We start from the raw sequence: 17168 nt of genomic DNA, 5'->3' as shown, positions 1-17168 counted from the left end.
ATCGCTTGAGTCGTTCACGCAACCGCCGTGTCGTCGTCACCGGCCTGGGCTGCATTTCACCGATCGGCAACACCGTTGCCGAGACGTGGGATGCGGCATTGGCCGGCAAGTCGGGCATTGCCAACATCACCAAGTTTGATGCAGCGCCATTCACGACCCACTTTGCTGGTGAGGTCAAGAACTTCAACGTCGAAGACTACCTGCCGGGCAAGGAAGGCCGCCATATGGATACCTTTATCCATTTCGGCATGGCAGCCGGCATCCAGGCCCTGAAGGACTCGGGCCTGGAAGTCACCGAAGAGAACGCGGACCGCATCGGCGTGGTGATCGGTTCGGGCATCGGCGGCTTGCCGATGATCGAAGCGACCAAGGACGAATACGCGAACCGCGGCGCACGCCGCATCTCGCCGTTCTTCGTGCCGGCATCGATCATCAACATGATTTCGGGCGATCTCTCGATCAAGTTCGGCCTGCGTGGCCCGAACCTGGCCATCGTCACCGCCTGCACCACCGGCCTGCACAGTATCGGCGCGGCAGCGCGCCTGATCGAGTACGGCGATGCCGACGTGATGATCGCGGGCGGCGCCGAATCGACCGTGTCGCCGCTGGGCCTGGGCGGTTTCGCCTCGGCACGCGCGCTGTCGACCCGCAACGACGACCCGTCGACCGCCTCGCGTCCATGGGACCGCGACCGCGACGGCTTCGTGCTGGGCGAGGGCGCCGGTGTCATGGTGCTCGAAGAGTATGAACACGCCGTCGCGCGCGGCGCCCGGATCTATGCTGAAGTCATCGGCTTCGGCATGAGCGCGGACGCCAACCACATCACCTCGCCGGTCGAGGATGGCAGTGGCGCGGCGCGTTGCATGGTCAATGCGTTCCACAACGCCGGCATCAACGTCGACCAGGTGCAGTACGTGAACGCGCACGGCACGTCGACGCCGCTGGGCGACGTGGCCGAAGTGCGCGGCATCAAGCGCGTGTTCGGCGACCATGCCAAGAGCCTGGTCGTGAACTCGACCAAGTCGATGACCGGTCACCTGCTCGGTGGCGCCGGCGGCCTGGAGTCGGTGTTCACCGTGCTGGCGATCCACAACCAGGTGTCGCCACCGACGATCAACATCTTCAACCAGGATCCGGAGTGCGACCTGGACTTCTGCGCCAACACGGCGCGCGAGATGCAGATCGACTACGCGGTGAAGAATTCCTTCGGTTTCGGCGGCACCAACGGTACGCTGATCTTCGCCAAAGTCTGAACCACTTCGCCCCATCCAGGTCTAACTGGATGGGCGCTTCCAACAGCCCGGCCTGTCGCCCGTTCGTGGCGGCCTGCCGGCGCTGGCGGTAGAAGGGCTGTCTCCGGGGCTTGCTCCGGAGTTTCCTCCGCCCGCCATCCTGCTCATTGTGCTCATTGTGCTCATTCGCAGGCCATTTCCTCGATTTGTCCTGTGCTTCATGTCGCTTGCGGTGTCCGCCGTCATCGCGCCGTCGCGTCGCCTGCGCGGTCTGCTCGCAGCCTTCTGCGCGGCCCTGTGCGCGGCTGCCCTGGCCGTGGGCCTGCTGCTGCCTGAACGCTTCGCATTCGGCGGCGCTGTCGCATGCGCGCCGCTGCTGGCCGCGCTGTCGCTGGCGCGCCTGCCTGTCGCCGTCCCGGCCGGCTGGCCGCGCCGTCGTTGGCGCGCCAAAGGGAGCGCCAAAGGGGGCGCCCGCCGCGCGGCTGATTCCACGGTGTTTTTGCCTGGGATTGCAACGGTGCGCCGGATTGATATTTCTGGAGTTGGTCAGGTACGCCTGACGGTACAACAGGAGTTGGGGAAAGGCGCGCCAGCGGCCGGGAATCCTGAGCCGGGCCCGACCATGACGCTGCTGCCCGGCGCCATGGTCTGGCCCTGCTGCATCGTGCTGCGACTGCGCGCCGAGGATGGCGCGACCTGGCCGCTGGTGCTGCTGCCAGACGCCGTGGGCGCCGGCCAATACCGCGCGCTGGCGGTGGCCGTGCGTGCGCTCGCCAATGGCGCGGCAACAATACCGATACAAAACAGTGTGAACTTATTGCAGGTGGCCAACTCTTAAGGATGTACCGATTCACGCTGCGCGCATGAATCGGTGCCTCCTCGCGAGAGGCCGCCAATGGGGCATGGTCCGTGACGACAGAACGCGAGTGTGATCAGTTGCTGGTAGAGCGCGTCCAGGCCGGGGACCAGGGGGCTTTTGATTTACTGGTCTCCAAGTACCAACGTCGCCTGATGCGCCTGGTGTCGCGTCTCGTCCACGATCCGGCCGAAGCCGAAGACGTGGTGCAAGAGACCTTCATCAAAGCATACCGGGCCCTGCGTCATTTTCGTGGGGATTCGGCTTTTTATACATGGCTTTATCGAATAGGAATCAACACCGCCAAGAATTTTCTAGTAACCCAGGGAAGGCGCGCACCGACGTCGACCGAGACGGACGCCGAACGCGCCGAAGGATTCGATGATGCAGATAGCTTGCGCGACATTAATACACCTGAATCCATGCTCGCCAGTAAACAGATCGCCCATACAGTCAATGCGGCCATGGAAGCATTGCCGCTCGAACTGCGCACGGCGATCGTCTTGCGCGAAATCGAAGGCCTCAGCTATGAGGAAATCTCCGAAGTGATGGCCTGTCCAATAGGTACGGTGCGCAGCCGGATTTTCCGGGCGCGCGAAGTCATCGCCGAGAAATTACGCCCTTTACTCGATTTCCCGGTTGACAAACGTCGGTAGGTAGCGGGATCGTACGAACACAGCACATATTGAACACCACCGACGTCGATGGAACCACCGATGGACACCAATAGAAAACTACGCGAGCAGATTTCTGCCCTGAAAGATGGCGCCTTGCCCGAAGCCGACCTGGAACTGGCATTGGCCGCGTTGCAGGGAAGCGACGGCCGCCAGGCATGGGATCTGTATCACCTGATCGGCGACGCGCTGCGCGACACGGCCACGCCGGCGCTGTCGCCGGAATTTCGCGCCCGCCTGGCCGAACGCCTCGCCGGCGAGCCGCCGCCGCTGCGCCGTGCGGCCGTCGCGGCCGAGCCCACCGGCCTGGCGGCGGTGCTCGCCAAGACCGCGTCTTCCTGACAGTTTCCGACCGTCCTGTCCGGCATCCTTACCCCAGGCTTAAATTCCTTCCTTTCGTCGCCGGGCCAGGGCTTTTATGGCCGGCGCGCGGCTGGCATGGCGCGACAAAGTGCGCAATTTGGCTTACCATTCAGTCAATCTTAGCCATTCAATAGCGAATCCATGACCAGTAAAACTGCCAGCCTGCTTCTGTCGGCACTGCTCGTGTCCGGCGCCACGGCCTTCGTTCAACCCGTCCACGCCGCTGCCCCCGTTCCCACCCCTACCGTTACCGGTCTGCCCGACTTCACCGACGTCATCGACAAGGTGGGGCCGGCGGTCGTCAATATCCGCACCACCGAGCGCGTGCGCACCCGCGGCGGTGCGCCGGGCGAGGAAGAGATGCAGGAATTCCTGCGTCGCTTCTTCGGCGGCCAGATGCCGCCGCGCGGCGGCGGCCGGCGCGGCCCGCAGCAGGAAGAAGAACGCGAAGTGCAGCGCGGCGTCGGCTCCGGCTTCATCATCTCGGCCGACGGCTTCGTGCTGACCAACGCCCACGTGGTCGAAGGCGCCGACGAGGTCACGGTGACCCTGAGCGACCGCCGCGAGTTCAAGGCCAAGGTGCTGGGCGCCGACCGCCGCTCCGACGTCGCGCTCCTGAAGCTCGCCGCGACCAACCTGCCATACCTGCGTACCGGCGACTCCAGCAAGATCCGGGTCGGCGAGTGGGTGCTGGCCATCGGTTCGCCGTTCGGCCTCGAAAACACCGTGACCGCCGGCATCATCTCGGCCAAGTCGCGCGATACCGGCGAATACTTGCCGCTGATCCAGAGCGACGTGGCGGTCAATCCCGGCAATTCGGGCGGCCCCCTGATCAACCTGCGCGGCGAAGTCATCGGTATCAACTCGCAGATCGCGACGCTGTCGGGCGCCTATAACGGCATTTCGTTCGCGGTGCCGATCGACGAGGTCATCCGCGTGTCCGATCAGCTCAAGACCACCGGCAAGGTCACCCGTGGCCGCCTGGGCGTGCAGATCAGCGAAGTCACGCGCGACGTGGCCGAATCGCTGGGCCTGGGCAAGGCGCGCGGCGCCGAAGTCTCGATGGTCGAACCGGGCGGCCCGGCCGAGAAGGCGGGCATCAAGGTCGGCGACATCATCCTGGCCTTCAACAAGCAGCCGATCCAGTCGACCACCGACCTGCCGCGCCTGGTGGGCGCCTCCAAGGTCGGCAGCCGCGCCAGCGTCACCGTCTGGCGCCGCGGGGCCCAGGTCGAGGTGCCGGTCACCATCGTCGAGTTGCAGGAGGAACGTGCGGCCCAGGGCCAGCAGCCGAAGAAGCCGGCGCCGGGCGCCGCGCCGGACGCGCTGGGCCTGCACATGTCGAATATTGCGCCGGCCGACCGCAAGGAGCTGGGCATCGACCACGGCCTGCTGGTCGAAGAGGCGCAGGGCCCGGCCGCCAGCGCCGGCATCCAGCCGGGCGACGTGATCTTGCAGTGGAACAATACGCCGATCACCAGCGTCGAGCAGTTCAAGTCCCTGCTGGCCAAGCACGACAAGTCGAAGGCGGTGGCCCTGCTGGTGCAGCGCGAGGGCGCCACGCAATACCTCACGCTCAAGCCGCGCCAGTGACGCAGCAGGGGAGTGCGCCGCACCGCGCCGCACGCCGCGCCCCGCGCTTCACCTTGTATTCGCGCAGCTGGTGCCACCTGTGCGAAGACATGCTGGCGGCGCTGCGCGCGCTCGAGCCGCCCGGGCAGCCGTTCGACGTCACCGTGCTCGACGTCGATGCCGACCCGGTGCTGGTGGCGGCCTTCGACGAGCTGGTGCCGGTGCTGTATGGCGACCCGGCCCAGCCCGAGCTGTGCCATTACTTTCTGGACGAGGCGGCGGTGCGGGCCTACCTGGCCGCCTGCGCCGGCGCGCAGGCGACGTCCTGAGCCACCCGCCGGAAACCGGCCTTTCTGCCTCGAAATCCGGTAAAATGCCGGGTCGGAGCGGTGATGTCCAACCTTCCAAGATTGCCAAGGCGCTCGCCTGGGGACCGGCACGGCCCCCGACGCAGCGCGTTTTCGTATTGCGCGGCCCGTTCGTCCTGCATCGCAGTGCGCCATATTTCGTCGTAGTCGCCGCCTTTCGCGGCCTTTCTGGTTTTGAGCTTTGTTAATGAACAACATACGTAACTTCTCCATCATCGCCCACATCGACCATGGCAAATCGACGCTGGCCGACCGCATCATCCAGCTGTGCGGCGGCCTGTCGGACCGCGAGATGGACGCCCAGGTGCTCGATTCGATGGACCTGGAGCGCGAGCGCGGCATCACCATCAAGGCCCAGACCGCGGCGCTGCAGTACAAGGCGCGCGACGGCCAGGTCTACAACCTGAACCTGATCGATACCCCGGGCCACGTCGACTTCTCGTACGAAGTGAGCCGCTCGCTGTCGGCCTGCGAAGGCGCGCTGCTGGTGGTCGACGCCTCGCAGGGCGTGGAAGCGCAGACGGTCGCCAACTGCTACACCGCGCTCGACCTGGGCGTGGAAGTGGTGCCGATCCTGAACAAGATCGACTTGCCGCACGCCGACCCGGACAACGCCAAGAAAGAGATCGAGGACGTGATCGGCATCGACGCGTCCGACGCCACCGTGTGCTCGGCCAAGACCGGCCTGGGCGTGGAAGACGTGCTGGAAACCCTGATCGCCAAGGTGCCGCCGCCCAAGGGCGACCCGGAAGCGCCGCTGCAGGCCCTGATCGTCGATTCCTGGTACGACCCGTACGTCGGCGTCGTGATGCTGGTGCGCGTGGTCAACGGCACCCTGCGTCCGAAAGACAAGATCCTCCTGATGGCCACCGAGTCGGTGAATCTGGTGGAAAACATCGGCGTGTTCACCCCGCGTTCGGTGTCGCTGCCGCAACTGACCGCCGGCCAGGTGGGCTTCATCATCGCCGGCATCAAGGAACTGACCGCCGCCCGCGTGGGCGACACGGTGACCCTGGCCAGCCGTCCGGCGTCCGAGCCGCTGCCCGGCTTCAAGGAAGTGCAGCCCCAGGTGTTCGCCGGCCTGTTCCCGGTCGAGGCGAACCAGTACGACGCCCTGCGCGATTCGCTCGAGAAGCTGAAGCTGAACGACGCCGCCCTGATGTACGAGCCGGAAGTCTCGCAGGCGCTGGGCTTCGGTTTCCGCTGCGGCTTCTTGGGCCTGCTGCACATGGAGATCGTGCAGGAGCGCCTCGAGCGCGAGTTCGACATGGACCTGATCACGACGGCGCCGACCGTGGTGTACGAGGTCGAGATGAAGGACGGCACCATCATCCGCGTCGACAATCCGTCGAAGATGCCGGAACCGTCGAAGATCAACGAAGTGCGCGAGCCGATCGTCGACGTCAACCTGTACATGCCGCAAGAGTACGTGGGTGCGGTGATGACCCTGTGTAACGGCAAGCGCGGCGTCCAGATGGACATGGCCTACCACGGCCGCCAGGTCAAGTTGCACTACGAGATCCCGATGGCCGAGATCGTGCTGGACTTCTTCGATCGCCTCAAGTCGACCTCGCGCGGCTATGCCTCGATGGACTACGAGTTCAAGGAAAATCGCGCGGCCGACGTGGTCAAGGTCGACATGCTGATCAACAGCGAAAAGGTCGACGCCCTGGCCATCATCGTCCACCGCGCCAACGCGCCGTATCGCGGACGCCAGGTGGCGGCCAAGATGCGCGAACTGATCCCGCGCCAGATGTTCGACGTGGCGATCCAGGCCGCCATCGGCGCCACCATCATCTCGCGCGAAAACGTGAAGGCGCTGCGCAAGAACGTCCTGGCCAAGTGCTATGGCGGCGACATCTCGCGCAAGAAAAAGTTGCTCGAGAAGCAAAAGGCCGGCAAGAAGCGCATGAAGCAGGTCGGCTCGGTGGAGATTCCCCAAGAAGCCTTCCTGGCCATTCTCCAGGTGGAAGATAAATAATGAATTTGCAACCCATCCTGGGCAATTTTGCCCTGATCCTGTTCGTCGCTATGGTCATCACGGGCATCATCTGGTGCCTGGACACGTTCTATCTGGCGAAACAGCGGCGCCGCGCCGCCGATGCCGCCTTGCGCGAGTACGATGCGCGCAATGACAAGCTGATCGCGGATGGGATCAAGGTGGACCACAATGGCAATCGCGCCGCGATCGAGCAGGCCCATCTGCGCCAGCCGACCTGGATCGAGTATTCGGGCAGCTTCTTCCCGGTGATCGCCCTGGTGTTCATCTTGCGCTCGTTCCTGTGGGAGCCGTTCAAGATCCCGTCGTCGTCAATGGTGCCGACCCTGCTGGTGGGGGATTTCATTTTGGTGAACAAGTACACCTATGGTATCCGGCTGCCGATCGTGAATAAGAAAATCATCCAGATGAATAATCCCCAGCGCGGCGACGTAATGGTGTTCAAGTACCCAAAGGACATGAACCAGGATTACATCAAGCGCGTCATTGGCGTGCCGGGTGATAAAATCACCTATGAGGACAAGCGCCTGACGGTCAACGGCAAGCCGGTGGAATATACGGCGCTGGACGACTACCTGGACGACCAGCATCCGATCTACCACAAGCAGTTCGTCGAGAAACTGCCGAGCGCGGCTGGCGTTACCCAGCACCGCATCCTGAATACGGCCGACAAGCGCAATATCGACCTGGGCAGCGTGGAAAACTTCCCGCTGCGCGAAAACTGCGAATACACCTACGACAAGTTTACTTGCGTGGTGCCGGAAGGACAGTATTTCATGATGGGCGATAATCGCGACAATAGCGCGGACAGCCGTTATTGGGGTTTCGTGCCTGATCGCAATATCGTCGGCAAGGCCTTCGTGGTCTGGATGAACTTCAGCAATCCGAAACGTGTCGGCAGTATCCAATAACAAGGGGCGGGCATGGATCGCAGCAAGCTGTTGAACAAGCAAGCCGGACTGTCCCTGTCCGGCCTGATCGGGGCGCTGGCGCTCATCGGCGTGGTCGGCATCTTTGCCATGCGCATGATTCCGGCCTATATCGAGTACGGCGCGATCAAGTCGGCGATCGTCCAGGCCAAGGACGCCGGCGGCGGCATCCGCGACATGCAGCAAGCCTTCAACCGCCATACCAGCGTCAATGACGTCGAGGCCGTACGCGGACAAGACCTGGTGTTTACCCGTGACGGCGAAGAAGTGCAGATCAGCTTTGCCTACGAAAAGCGGCTGCCACTGATGGGCAACGTCAGCCTGCTGATCGACTTCGCCGGCACCACCGACCCCAGCGGCGTGGTGGCCGAAGCCGACAGCGCCGCCCAATAGGGCTTTATAAAAATGCCGTGGTCCGCCCGGCCACGCACACGACATCGACAATGAATCTTCAGTTATTGCAAACGCGCTTGGGGTATACGTTCCGGGAAATCGGGCTGCTGCAGCAAGCCCTGACCCACCGTAGCCATAGCAGTCTGCATAACGAGCGCCTGGAATTCCTGGGCGATTCGGTTCTCAACTGCGTCGTCGCGTCGGTGCTGTACGAACGTTTCGGCATGCTCGACGAGGGCGACCTGTCGCGCCTGCGCGCCAACCTGGTCAAGCAGCAGGCGCTGTTCGAGATCGCCCAGAAACTCGACCTGTCGCAATTCCTGCGCCTGGGCGAGGGCGAACTCAAGTCCGGGGGCTTCCGCCGGCCCTCGATCCTGGCCGACACGCTGGAAGCGCTGCTCGGCGCGATCTTCCTCGACAGCGGGTTCGACAGCGCGCGCGGCGTGATCCGCGCCTTTTACATTCCGCTGCTCGAGACGGTCGACCCGGCCACGCTCGGCAAGGACGCCAAGACGCTGCTGCAGGAATTCCTGCAGGCGAAGCGCATCGCGCTGCCGACCTATAATGTGGTGGCCACCCACGGCGCCGCCCACAGCCAGGAATTCGAAGTCGAATGCCTGGTGCCCAAATTTGGCGTGCAGGTGTTCGGCCGCGGCGGCAGCCGCCGCGCGGCCGAGCAGGCCGCCGCCGGCCTGGCGCTGGACGCGGCCCAGAAGGCGCTGGCCAAGACGCCGGGCGCGCGCAAGCCGCGCCAGCGCTCGGCCCAATTGAAGCTGGCCGGCATTGCCACCCCCCAGGGCGAAGCTGCCGCATCCGGCGCGCCCCACGCAGCACAACCAGGAACAGAAAAAGCATGAACGCCACTCCCGACAATTTCCGCTGCGGCTATATCGCCATCGTCGGCCGCCCGAACGTCGGCAAGTCGACCCTGATGAACGTCCTGATCGGCGCCAAGGTATCGATCACGTCGCGCAAGGCCCAGACCACGCGCCACCGCATCACCGGCATCCAGACCCGTGACGACGCGCAGTACATCTACGTCGACACCCCGGGCTTCCAGACCCGCCACGCGAATGCGCTGAACAAGACGCTCAACAAGACCGTCTCGAACACCCTGACGTCGTCGGACGCGATCCTGTTCCTGGTCGAAGCCGGCACCTTCGGTCCGGCCGACCAGCAGGTGCTGGAGATGTTGCCAAAGAATGTCCCGGTGATCCTGGTCATCAATAAATCGGACCGCGTCAAGGACAAGGCGGTCCTGATGCCGTTCGCGCAAAAGATCGCGGCCCTGTTCAATTTTGCCGCGATCGTGCCGGTCTCGGCCAAGCTGCGTTTCCAGGTCGATGCACTGGAAACCGAGATCAAGCGCCACCTGCCGGAAAATCCGCCGGTGTTCGGGCCGGACGACATCACCGACCGCAGCGAGAAATTCCTGGCGGCCGAGATCGTGCGCGAAAAAGTGTTCCGCCTGCTGGGCGACGAACTGCCGTACACCAGCACTGTCGTGATCGAGCAGTTCGAACAGGAAGGCAACCTGCGCCGGATCTTCGCGGCCATCCTGGTCGAGCGCGATACCCATAAATCGATGATCATCGGTAACAAGGGTGCGCGCCTGAAAGAGATTTCCACCCAATCGCGCCTGGATATGGAAAAACTGTTCGGCGGCCCGATTTATCTGGAGATCTGGATCAAGGTCAAGTCCGGCTGGGCCGACAACGAAGCGGGCCTGCGCGCTTACGGCTACGAGTAAGGGCACAGGACGCAAGCCGCGCGCATGTCCAGCCACGACCAATTCGTCGATGACCTGCCCGAGCAGGGCGCGCCCGCCGCGGGCAAGCGCACGCGCGCGCCGGCACGCGACAGCCGGATCACCGGCCAGCCCGGCTTCGTGCTGCACAGCTATCCCTACAAGGAAACCAGCCTCATCATCGACATGTTCACCCGTGACCATGGCCGGGTGGGGGTGGTGGCGAAGGGCGCCAAGCGCCCGTTTTCCAAGCTGCGCGGCGTGCTGCAGACCTTCCAGCCCCTGTCGGTGTCATGGAGCGGCAAGTCCGAGCTGCGCACGCTGATCGATGCCGAGTGGGTGGGCGGCATGCTGCCGCTGGAGCGCACGGCGCTGTTGTGCGGCTTTTACCTGAACGAGCTGCTGGTCAAGCTGCTGGCGCGCGACGACCGCCATCCGGCCCTGTTCGATCACTACGTCTCGACCCTGAACCAGCTCGCCCACGGCGAACCGGCGCCCATCGTCTTGCGAAAATTCGAAAGAGCCTTACTTAAGGAAACAGGCGTGGCAGCCGATCTCGGCCGCTGCACGAGCAGCCGCGGTCCGGTCGCGCCGGACCGTGACTACGTGGTCGATCCGGAGCGCGGCGCGCGTGCGGCGGGTCTGGGGGAAGTCTGGCCCGTTGTGTTGGGCAAGACCCTGCTGGACATGGAGCGCGAGGACTATACTGATCCGGCGACCCAGGCGCAGAGCAAGCAATTGATGCGCTTCCTGCTGGCGCATCACCTGGGCGGGCAGCCGCTCAATACGCGCCAGATTTTGATCGACTTGATGCAATTGTAAAAATAACACTATGAGCTTCCTGCAACCCGCCGGCCAGGTGATCGACCTGGGCGTGAACATCGACCACATCGCCACCGTGCGCAATGCGCGCGGGACCACGTATCCGGACCCGCTGCGCGCCGCGCTGCTGGCCGAGCAGGCGGGCGCCGACCTGATCACGCTGCACCTGCGCGAAGACCGCCGCCACATCAAGGATGCCGACGTGCTGGCATTGCGTCCGCTGCTGGCGACGCGCATGAACCTGGAAGCGGCCGTGACCCGCGAGATGATCGACTTCGCCTGCCGGGTGCAACCGCAGGACGTGTGCCTGGTGCCGGAGCGGCGCGAGGAAGTCACGACCGAGGGCGGCCTGGACGTGCTGCGCTATTACAACGAGGTCGAGGCAGCCGTGAAGCAGTTGCAGCAAGAAGGCATCCGCGTCTCGCTGTTCATCGATGCCGATGCGCGCCAGATCGAGGCCGCCTGCGCCGTCGGCGCCACCGTGATCGAGCTGCACACGGGCCGTTATGCCGAGGCCGAAGGCGAAGAAGTGGCGCACGAGCTCGAGCGCATCCGGCTGGGCGTGCATGAAGGCGCGAGACGCGGCCTGCGCGTGAATGCCGGCCATGGCCTGCACTACACCAACGTGCAGCCGATCGCGGCGATTCCCGACCTGCACGAGCTGAACATCGGCCACGCCATCGTGTCGCATGCGCTGTTTGCCGGCTGGGAAAACGCGGTGCGCGAGATGAAGGCGATCATGGTCGCGGCGCGCCTGGGCGTATCGTATACTGCGAAAGCCGGAGCCTGAGATGATCTACGGCATCGGCACCGACATCGTCCAGATCTCGCGTGTCGAGGCAGCCCTCGCGCGCAGCGGCCCGCGCTTCGTCGAGAAGATCCTCGGCCCGCAAGAGCTGGAAAAATACCATGCCCGCAGCGCCAAGAACGCGGTGCGCGGCCTGCGCTTTCTGGCCACCCGTTTTTCGGCCAAGGAGGCGTTCTCGAAAGCCATCGGTCTGGGCATGCGCATGCCCATGACCTGGCGCAGCGCCCAGATGCTCAATGACCCGAGCGGCAAGCCGGTCATCGTCTGTAGCGGCGCCCTTGGCGACTTCATGCGCGAGCACCGGCTCAGCGCCCAGGTGACGATCAGCGACGAGGCCGACTACGGCGTCGCCTTCGTGATCGTGACCCAGGCGCCGTTGGCATCACCATCATTGGCAGAGTAATGTCCGAAGCAAAACCCGCAGCAGCCGGCAACCCATCCGTCGAACTCACCCCCGAACTGGCCGCGCGGCTCGGCCGCGAGCGCCTGTCGGAAGCGCGCGAGGAAATGCGCGCCGAAGCCAACCGCGAACTGAGCCCGAAGGTGGAGGCCGAGATCCGTGCCCAGGTGCTGGCCGTCGTCAACCGCCTGCCGGGCTTGCCCGGCGTGTACCGCTACTTCGACGCCGCCGACAACGTGCTCTACGTCGGCAAGGCGCGCAACCTCAAGAACCGCGTCTCGAGCTACTTCCAGAAGAACCTGGCGAGCCCGCGCATCGCGATGATGGTGTCGCAGATCGCGCGCCTGGAGACGACGGTGGTGAGCAGCGAGGCCGAAGCGCTGATCCTGGAAAACAACCTGATCAAGTCGCTCAAGCCGCGCTACAACATCCTGTTCCGCGACGATAAGTCTTACCCCTACATCAAGATCACGGGCGGCGAGGCGCCGCGCATGGCGTATTACCGCGGCGCGCTGGACAAGAAGAACCAGTACTTCGGTCCTTTCCCCAGCGCCTGGGCGGCCAAGGAATCGATCCAGCTGCTGCAGCGCGTCTTCCGGCTGCGCACCTGCGAGGACAGCGTCTATGCGAACCGCACGCGGCCCTGCCTGCTGCACCAGATCGGCCGCTGCAGCGCGCCCTGCGTGAAGCTGGTCGCGCCGGAGGATTACCAGCGCGACGTCGAGAACGCGGCGCGGTTCCTGCGCGGACGCCAGAGCGAGGTGATGGCCGACCTCGAGCAGAAGATGCTGGATTACGCGATGGCGCTCAAGTTCGAGCAGGCCGCGTCGGTGCGCAACCAGATCCAGGCGCTGTCGAAAGTGCTGCACGCGCAGAGCATGGAAACGACGGGCGACGCCGACGTCGACGTGATCGCGGTGGTGGTGCAGGGCGGGCGCGCCTGCGTCAACCTGGCCATGGTGCGTGGCGGTCGCCACCTGGGCGACCGCGCCTATTTCCCGAGCCACGTCGGCGAATCGCTGGGGGAATGCCCGATCGAGGTCGAGGTGCTGTGCGCCTTCCTGGCTCAACATTACGCCGGCCAGTTCATTCCGGGCACCCTGATCCTGAACGTGGAATTCGACCAGCCCGAGCTGATCATGGCCTTGCAGGAGCAGTGCGGCCACCGCATCAACCTGGTGCTGCAGCCGGGCGGCCAGCGCCGCCAGTGGCTCGAGATGGCCTGCAAGGGCGCCGAGATCGCGCTGGCGCGGCTGCTGGCCGAGCAGGGGTCGCAACAGGCGCGCACGCGCGCGCTGGCCGACACGCTGCAGCTCGACAACGAAGACCTGGACGCCTTGCGCATCGAATGCTTCGACATCAGCCATACGGCGGGCGAGGCGACGCAAGCGTCGTGCGTGGTGTTCCACCACCACCAGATGCAGAACGGCGAATACCGCCGCTTCAACATCAACGGCATCACCCCGGGCGACGACTACGCCGCCATGCGCCAGGTGCTGACGCGCCGCTACGAGAAGGTGGCCGGCGGCGAGGGCGTGATGCCCGACATCGTGCTGGTCGACGGCGGCAAGGGACAAGTGGAGATGGCGCGCCAGGTATTTACCGAGCTGGGGCTCGAGATCTCGATGATCGTCGGCGTGGCGAAGGGAGAAGGGCGGCGCGTGGGCCTGGAGACCCTGATCTTCGCCGATGGCAGGCCGGCGCAGGAACTGGGCAAGGAATCGGCGGCGCTGATGCTGGTGGCCCTGATCCGCGACGAGGCGCACCGCTTCGCCATCACCGGCATGCGCGCCAAGCGCGCCAAGGCGCGCCAGGCCTCACGCCTGGAAGAGATCGAGGGCATCGGCGCCAAGCGCCGCCAGCGCCTGCTGGCGCGCTTCGGCGGCCTGCGCGGCGTGATCGACGCCAGCGTCGAAGACCTGATGACGGTCGAGGGGATTTCGAGCGCGCTCGCGGAAGAGATTTACAAGCAGTTGCATTAGCACTGTCGCTACCGGTAGGGTTGGCGGCTCTGCCGCCGACGCGTCGATTGTTTGCGGTTCCGATATCGTGCGCGATGATCTGGCTGCTAACAATCACTGCGTCGGCGGCGTAGCCGCCAACCCTACGGTCAACCTCCATTGCTTGCCAATCGTTAGCTAGAAGCATCTCCTTCCGTGTCATACAGATGAGTCAACTGGCCCAAACCAGCATACCCATGTAGACTAACGGCCAAGCATTTTTCCACGGTAATCAGCTCTCTCATGCCCTTCAATATACCGATTCTCCTGACCTGGTTACGCGTCGCGCTCATTCCCCTCGTTGTCGGATTGTATTACTTGCCGGTTGACTGGATGACGCTCCCCGAGCGCAATCTCGCGGCCACCGCCGTGTTCATCATTGCCGCGGTCACCGACTGGTTCGACGGATTCCTGGCCCGCCGCTGGAACGAAACCTCGGCCTTCGGCGCCTTCCTCGACCCGGTCGCGGACAAGCTGATGGTGGCCGGCGCCTTGCTGGTGCTGGTCCAGCTGGATCGGGTGGATGCGATCATCGCCGGCATCATCATCGGCCGCGAGATCACGATCTCGGCCCTGCGCGAATGGATGGCCCAGATCGGCGCCACCCGCTCGGTGGCGGTCAGCTCGCTCGGCAAGGTCAAGACCGCGGCCCAGATGACGGCGATCCCGATGCTGCTGTTCCACGACCGCCTGTTCGGCATCGACATCCACTTCTGGGGCGAGTACCTGCTGTGGGTGGCGGGCGTGCTGACGGTGTGGTCGATGTTCTACTATTTGCGCCGTGCCTGGCCCTTGATCAAGGAGAAAGCCGGGACGATTTAATTTGTTCGTGGCATCCTTGACGTACAGAATAGAATCTCTATAATGCCTGCCTGTTGCGACGACAACGCAGCAGGATGAAAGACGAAGCGGGAGTAGCTCAGTTGGTAGAGCGCAACCTTGCCAAGGTTGAGGTCGAGAGTTCGAGACTCTTCTCCCGCTCCAAAGATTGCAAAGCTGCAAAGCGATCTTGGAAAAAAGTCAAAGTTCTGTCATAATCGTTGTTCTGTACGCGGGAGTAGCTCAGTTGGTAGAGCGCAACCTTGCCAAGGTTGAGGTCGAGAGTTCGAGACTCTTCTCCCGCTCCAGTTTTCCGAACTGGCGCTGCGGTTGGTAAATAGTAGGACTCCATGCGGGAGTAGCTCAGTTGGTAGAGCGCAACCTTGCCAAGGTTGAGGTCGAGAGTTCGAGACTCTTCTCCCGCTCCAGGTTTTACGAAGATGTAGCAACACTCCTAAGCGGGAGTAGCTCAGTTGGTAGAGCGCAACCTTGCCAAGGTTGAGGTCGAGAGTTCGAGACTCTTCTCCCGCTCCAGAATTCAGGAAGACACTTTCTTCCCTTGTTGATGTGAGACATAACCGCTCTCGTCGATAAGCGCATTATATCCTCTGGCGAGGTAGCAAAGCGGTTATGCAGCGGCCTGCAAAGCCGTCTAGACGGGTTCGACTCCCGTCCTCGCCTCCAAAAATCAAGGACTTAGCCTGCATCAGGCTGGTTCACCAAGCGGTGAAACCTCCCGGAACGGGAGGTGCACCTACCACTGAAACGGCTAATTGGCTGTTACCTCCCGGATGCAGGCTTTGAGAGAGCTTAGCCATGGCATCCATCAAGCAAACCCCATCCGGCGCATTCCAACTTTGCGTCAAGAACAAACTTCTCCCCAAGACGTTGTGGGCGACGTTCGACACGCGCGACGCCGCCGAGCAGTACGGTGCGCAGCTCGAGCGTCTGCTGGGCCAAGGCATCGTGCCCTCGGCGCTTCTCGAGCAGACGCCGCCGAAACCACAGGCCTGGACAGTCGGTCGCTGCATTGTCGAGTACCTGAGGCATAACGCGGTTCCGGAGTCCGACGTCAAGCTGCTCGACACGGTCCGTCCCAGCGTTGCATTGTTCGCGACGAGCACACTCAACTACGACTGGGCTGAGGCTTGGATCAAATCGATGAAGCGCGTCGACCATCTGGCTCCTTCGACCATCCGTCACCGCCATGGCGCCCTGGCGCGCTGTTTCGACTGGATGCTGCGAAAGCATCCGGACATCATGGCGCAGAACCCGCTGCGTCTGCTCAAACGCGGATTCTCGACCTATACGCCTGAAGATGCTGCCGTGCTGGCGCAGGAAGGCAAGGAACCGCGGCTTGACATCGAGCGTGACCGTCGTGTGGCAGAGGCGGAGGAGGCCGCCATTCTCGGGGTGCTTGAAGAACGCAGTGAGGACCGCGTCTTCTTCAACCTTGCGCTCGAAACGGCGATGCGCATGCGCGAGTCCTACACTCTGTACGCCGACCAGGTGAGCCTGCAGAAGCGGACCATCCATCTCGAACGCTCGAAGAATGGTGAAACACGGCAGGTGCCGCTCTCGTCCGTCGCGCGCGAACTGCTCGACAGCTTCATGCGCGAATACCAGGCCGAAATCACCGCACGTGAGGGCCGACTGTTCAGTTACTGGAACGGCGACCTTGCCGTACGCAACCTCGACCGCACGACGGCGGAAGTCTCGCGCCGGTTCCGCATCGTTTTCACTGAAGCTGGAGTGCAGGGACTTAATTTCCACGATTTGAGGCATGAGGCGACATGCCGGCTGTACGAACGTACTTCGCTCTCCGATGTGCTCATCGCGAAGATTACAGGACATCGTGATCCGCGCATGCTGCGGCGCTACGCCAGCTTGCGGGGTAGCGACCTGGCGGCTCATCTCTGGTAACGCTTCTGAATGGGCTACTTGAGTACCACCACGATTACAGTGTTGCACCAGTCACGGCCTAGGATGAGGCAACGTCACCGGCCCCTAATAGCCGCAAGTCGACTTCGAACACGTTAACTGTGGGTAATGGGTGCTAAAGCCAAAGGCGACGAGGCTTGGATGTCACCTTGAACCGCCCCGGGTTTTGTAGAGGCTCCATTCTTTGAGAAAATGGAGCTATGAAGAAGCAACCGAAGTATTCCCCCGAAGTCATCGAGCGCGCT

The 17168-nt window shown here is 63.5% G+C and carries 17 protein-coding genes and 5 tRNA genes; all 22 read left to right on the top strand.

Features of this window, described 5'->3' with window-relative positions; translation table 11 throughout:
• The first annotated feature begins 5 nt into the window (after nt 1-5).
• Nucleotides 6-1253 carry a beta-ketoacyl-ACP synthase II gene (fabF, locus tag ABIB38_RS06725; protein ID WP_429202869.1) on the top strand — a complete coding sequence of 416 codons (1248 nt, stop codon included), beginning with the start codon at nt 6-8 and terminating at the stop codon, nt 1251-1253.
• A 199-nt stretch (nt 1254-1452) separates the two neighbouring features.
• Nucleotides 1453-2070, top strand: coding sequence for a hypothetical protein (locus ABIB38_RS06720; protein ID WP_429202868.1), 618 nt, complete (start codon nt 1453-1455; stop codon nt 2068-2070).
• A gap of 71 nt (nt 2071-2141) precedes the next feature.
• Entirely contained in the window at nt 2142-2744 is a 603-nt protein-coding gene (rpoE, locus tag ABIB38_RS06715) for an RNA polymerase sigma factor RpoE (protein WP_040776532.1), read from the top strand.
• A gap of 60 nt (nt 2745-2804) precedes the next feature.
• Nucleotides 2805-3104, top strand: a complete 300-nt coding sequence (locus ABIB38_RS06710; protein WP_429202866.1) for an RseA family anti-sigma factor — start codon at nt 2805-2807, stop codon at nt 3102-3104.
• 162 nt (nt 3105-3266) lie between these two features.
• Nucleotides 3267-4718, top strand: a complete 1452-nt coding sequence (locus tag ABIB38_RS06705) for a DegQ family serine endoprotease (protein ID WP_429202864.1) — start codon at nt 3267-3269, stop codon at nt 4716-4718.
• On the top strand, nt 4715-5026 hold the full coding sequence (locus ABIB38_RS06700; protein WP_429202863.1) for a glutaredoxin family protein: 312 nt from the start codon (nt 4715-4717) through the stop codon (nt 5024-5026). Before ABIB38_RS06705 ends, ABIB38_RS06700 begins: the two co-directional genes overlap by 4 nt.
• 226 nt (nt 5027-5252) lie before the next feature.
• On the top strand, nt 5253-7046 hold the full coding sequence (lepA, locus tag ABIB38_RS06695; protein WP_429202861.1) for a translation elongation factor 4: 1794 nt from the start codon (nt 5253-5255) through the stop codon (nt 7044-7046).
• Entirely contained in the window at nt 7046-7975 is a 930-nt protein-coding gene (lepB, locus tag ABIB38_RS06690; RefSeq protein WP_429202859.1) for a signal peptidase I, read from the top strand. Before lepA ends, lepB begins: the two co-directional genes overlap by 1 nt.
• 12 nt (nt 7976-7987) lie before the next feature.
• Complete coding sequence (locus ABIB38_RS06685; RefSeq protein WP_429202858.1) at nt 7988-8386, top strand: DUF4845 domain-containing protein; 399 nt, start codon at nt 7988-7990, stop codon at nt 8384-8386.
• 50 nt (nt 8387-8436) lie between these two features.
• Nucleotides 8437-9243 (top strand): ribonuclease III, encoded by an 807-nt coding sequence (gene rnc / locus ABIB38_RS06680; protein ID WP_429202856.1) that lies wholly within the window; start codon nt 8437-8439, stop codon nt 9241-9243.
• Nucleotides 9240-10136: a GTPase Era gene (gene era / locus ABIB38_RS06675; protein WP_429202854.1), complete on the top strand. Its 897-nt coding sequence runs from the start codon at nt 9240-9242 to the stop codon at nt 10134-10136. The genes rnc and era overlap by 4 nt, the downstream gene beginning before the upstream one ends.
• Before the next feature lie 24 nt (nt 10137-10160).
• Nucleotides 10161-10955 (top strand): DNA repair protein RecO, encoded by a 795-nt coding sequence (gene recO / locus ABIB38_RS06670; RefSeq protein ID WP_429202853.1) that lies wholly within the window; start codon nt 10161-10163, stop codon nt 10953-10955.
• Between the two features lie 10 nt (nt 10956-10965).
• Nucleotides 10966-11745, top strand: a complete 780-nt coding sequence (pdxJ, locus tag ABIB38_RS06665) for a pyridoxine 5'-phosphate synthase (protein ID WP_429202851.1) — start codon at nt 10966-10968, stop codon at nt 11743-11745.
• Nucleotide 11746: 1 nt separating this feature from the next.
• Nucleotides 11747-12166 (top strand): holo-ACP synthase, encoded by a 420-nt coding sequence (gene acpS, locus ABIB38_RS06660; RefSeq protein WP_429202850.1) that lies wholly within the window; start codon nt 11747-11749, stop codon nt 12164-12166.
• 104 nt (nt 12167-12270) lie between these two features.
• Nucleotides 12271-14145 carry an excinuclease ABC subunit UvrC gene (gene uvrC / locus ABIB38_RS06655; protein ID WP_429203376.1) on the top strand — a complete coding sequence of 625 codons (1875 nt, stop codon included), beginning with the start codon at nt 12271-12273 and terminating at the stop codon, nt 14143-14145.
• A 261-nt stretch (nt 14146-14406) separates the two neighbouring features.
• Nucleotides 14407-14985 (top strand): CDP-diacylglycerol--glycerol-3-phosphate 3-phosphatidyltransferase, encoded by a 579-nt coding sequence (gene pgsA / locus ABIB38_RS06650; RefSeq protein ID WP_429202849.1) that lies wholly within the window; start codon nt 14407-14409, stop codon nt 14983-14985.
• An 86-nt stretch (nt 14986-15071) separates the two neighbouring features.
• Nucleotides 15072-15147 (top strand) — tRNA-Gly (locus ABIB38_RS06645).
• Between the two features lie 67 nt (nt 15148-15214).
• Nucleotides 15215-15290: transfer RNA gene (locus tag ABIB38_RS06640), tRNA-Gly, on the top strand.
• 44 nt (nt 15291-15334) lie between these two features.
• Nucleotides 15335-15410: transfer RNA gene (locus ABIB38_RS06635), tRNA-Gly, on the top strand.
• Nucleotides 15411-15440: 30 nt separating this feature from the next.
• Nucleotides 15441-15516, top strand: a tRNA-Gly gene (locus tag ABIB38_RS06630).
• A 76-nt stretch (nt 15517-15592) separates the two neighbouring features.
• Nucleotides 15593-15666: transfer RNA gene (locus tag ABIB38_RS06625), tRNA-Cys, on the top strand.
• A 132-nt stretch (nt 15667-15798) separates the two neighbouring features.
• Complete coding sequence (locus tag ABIB38_RS06620) at nt 15799-16905, top strand: site-specific integrase (RefSeq protein ID WP_429202848.1); 1107 nt, start codon at nt 15799-15801, stop codon at nt 16903-16905.
• Nucleotides 16906-17168: the final 263 nt, after the last annotated feature.

This window comes from Massilia sp. UYP11 (assembly GCF_050434805.1).
GTDB lineage: Bacteria > Pseudomonadota > Gammaproteobacteria > Burkholderiales > Burkholderiaceae_D > Telluria.
The sequence above is the reverse complement of the archived record's forward strand: the minus strand, read 5'-3'. Positions and strand labels throughout refer to the sequence as shown.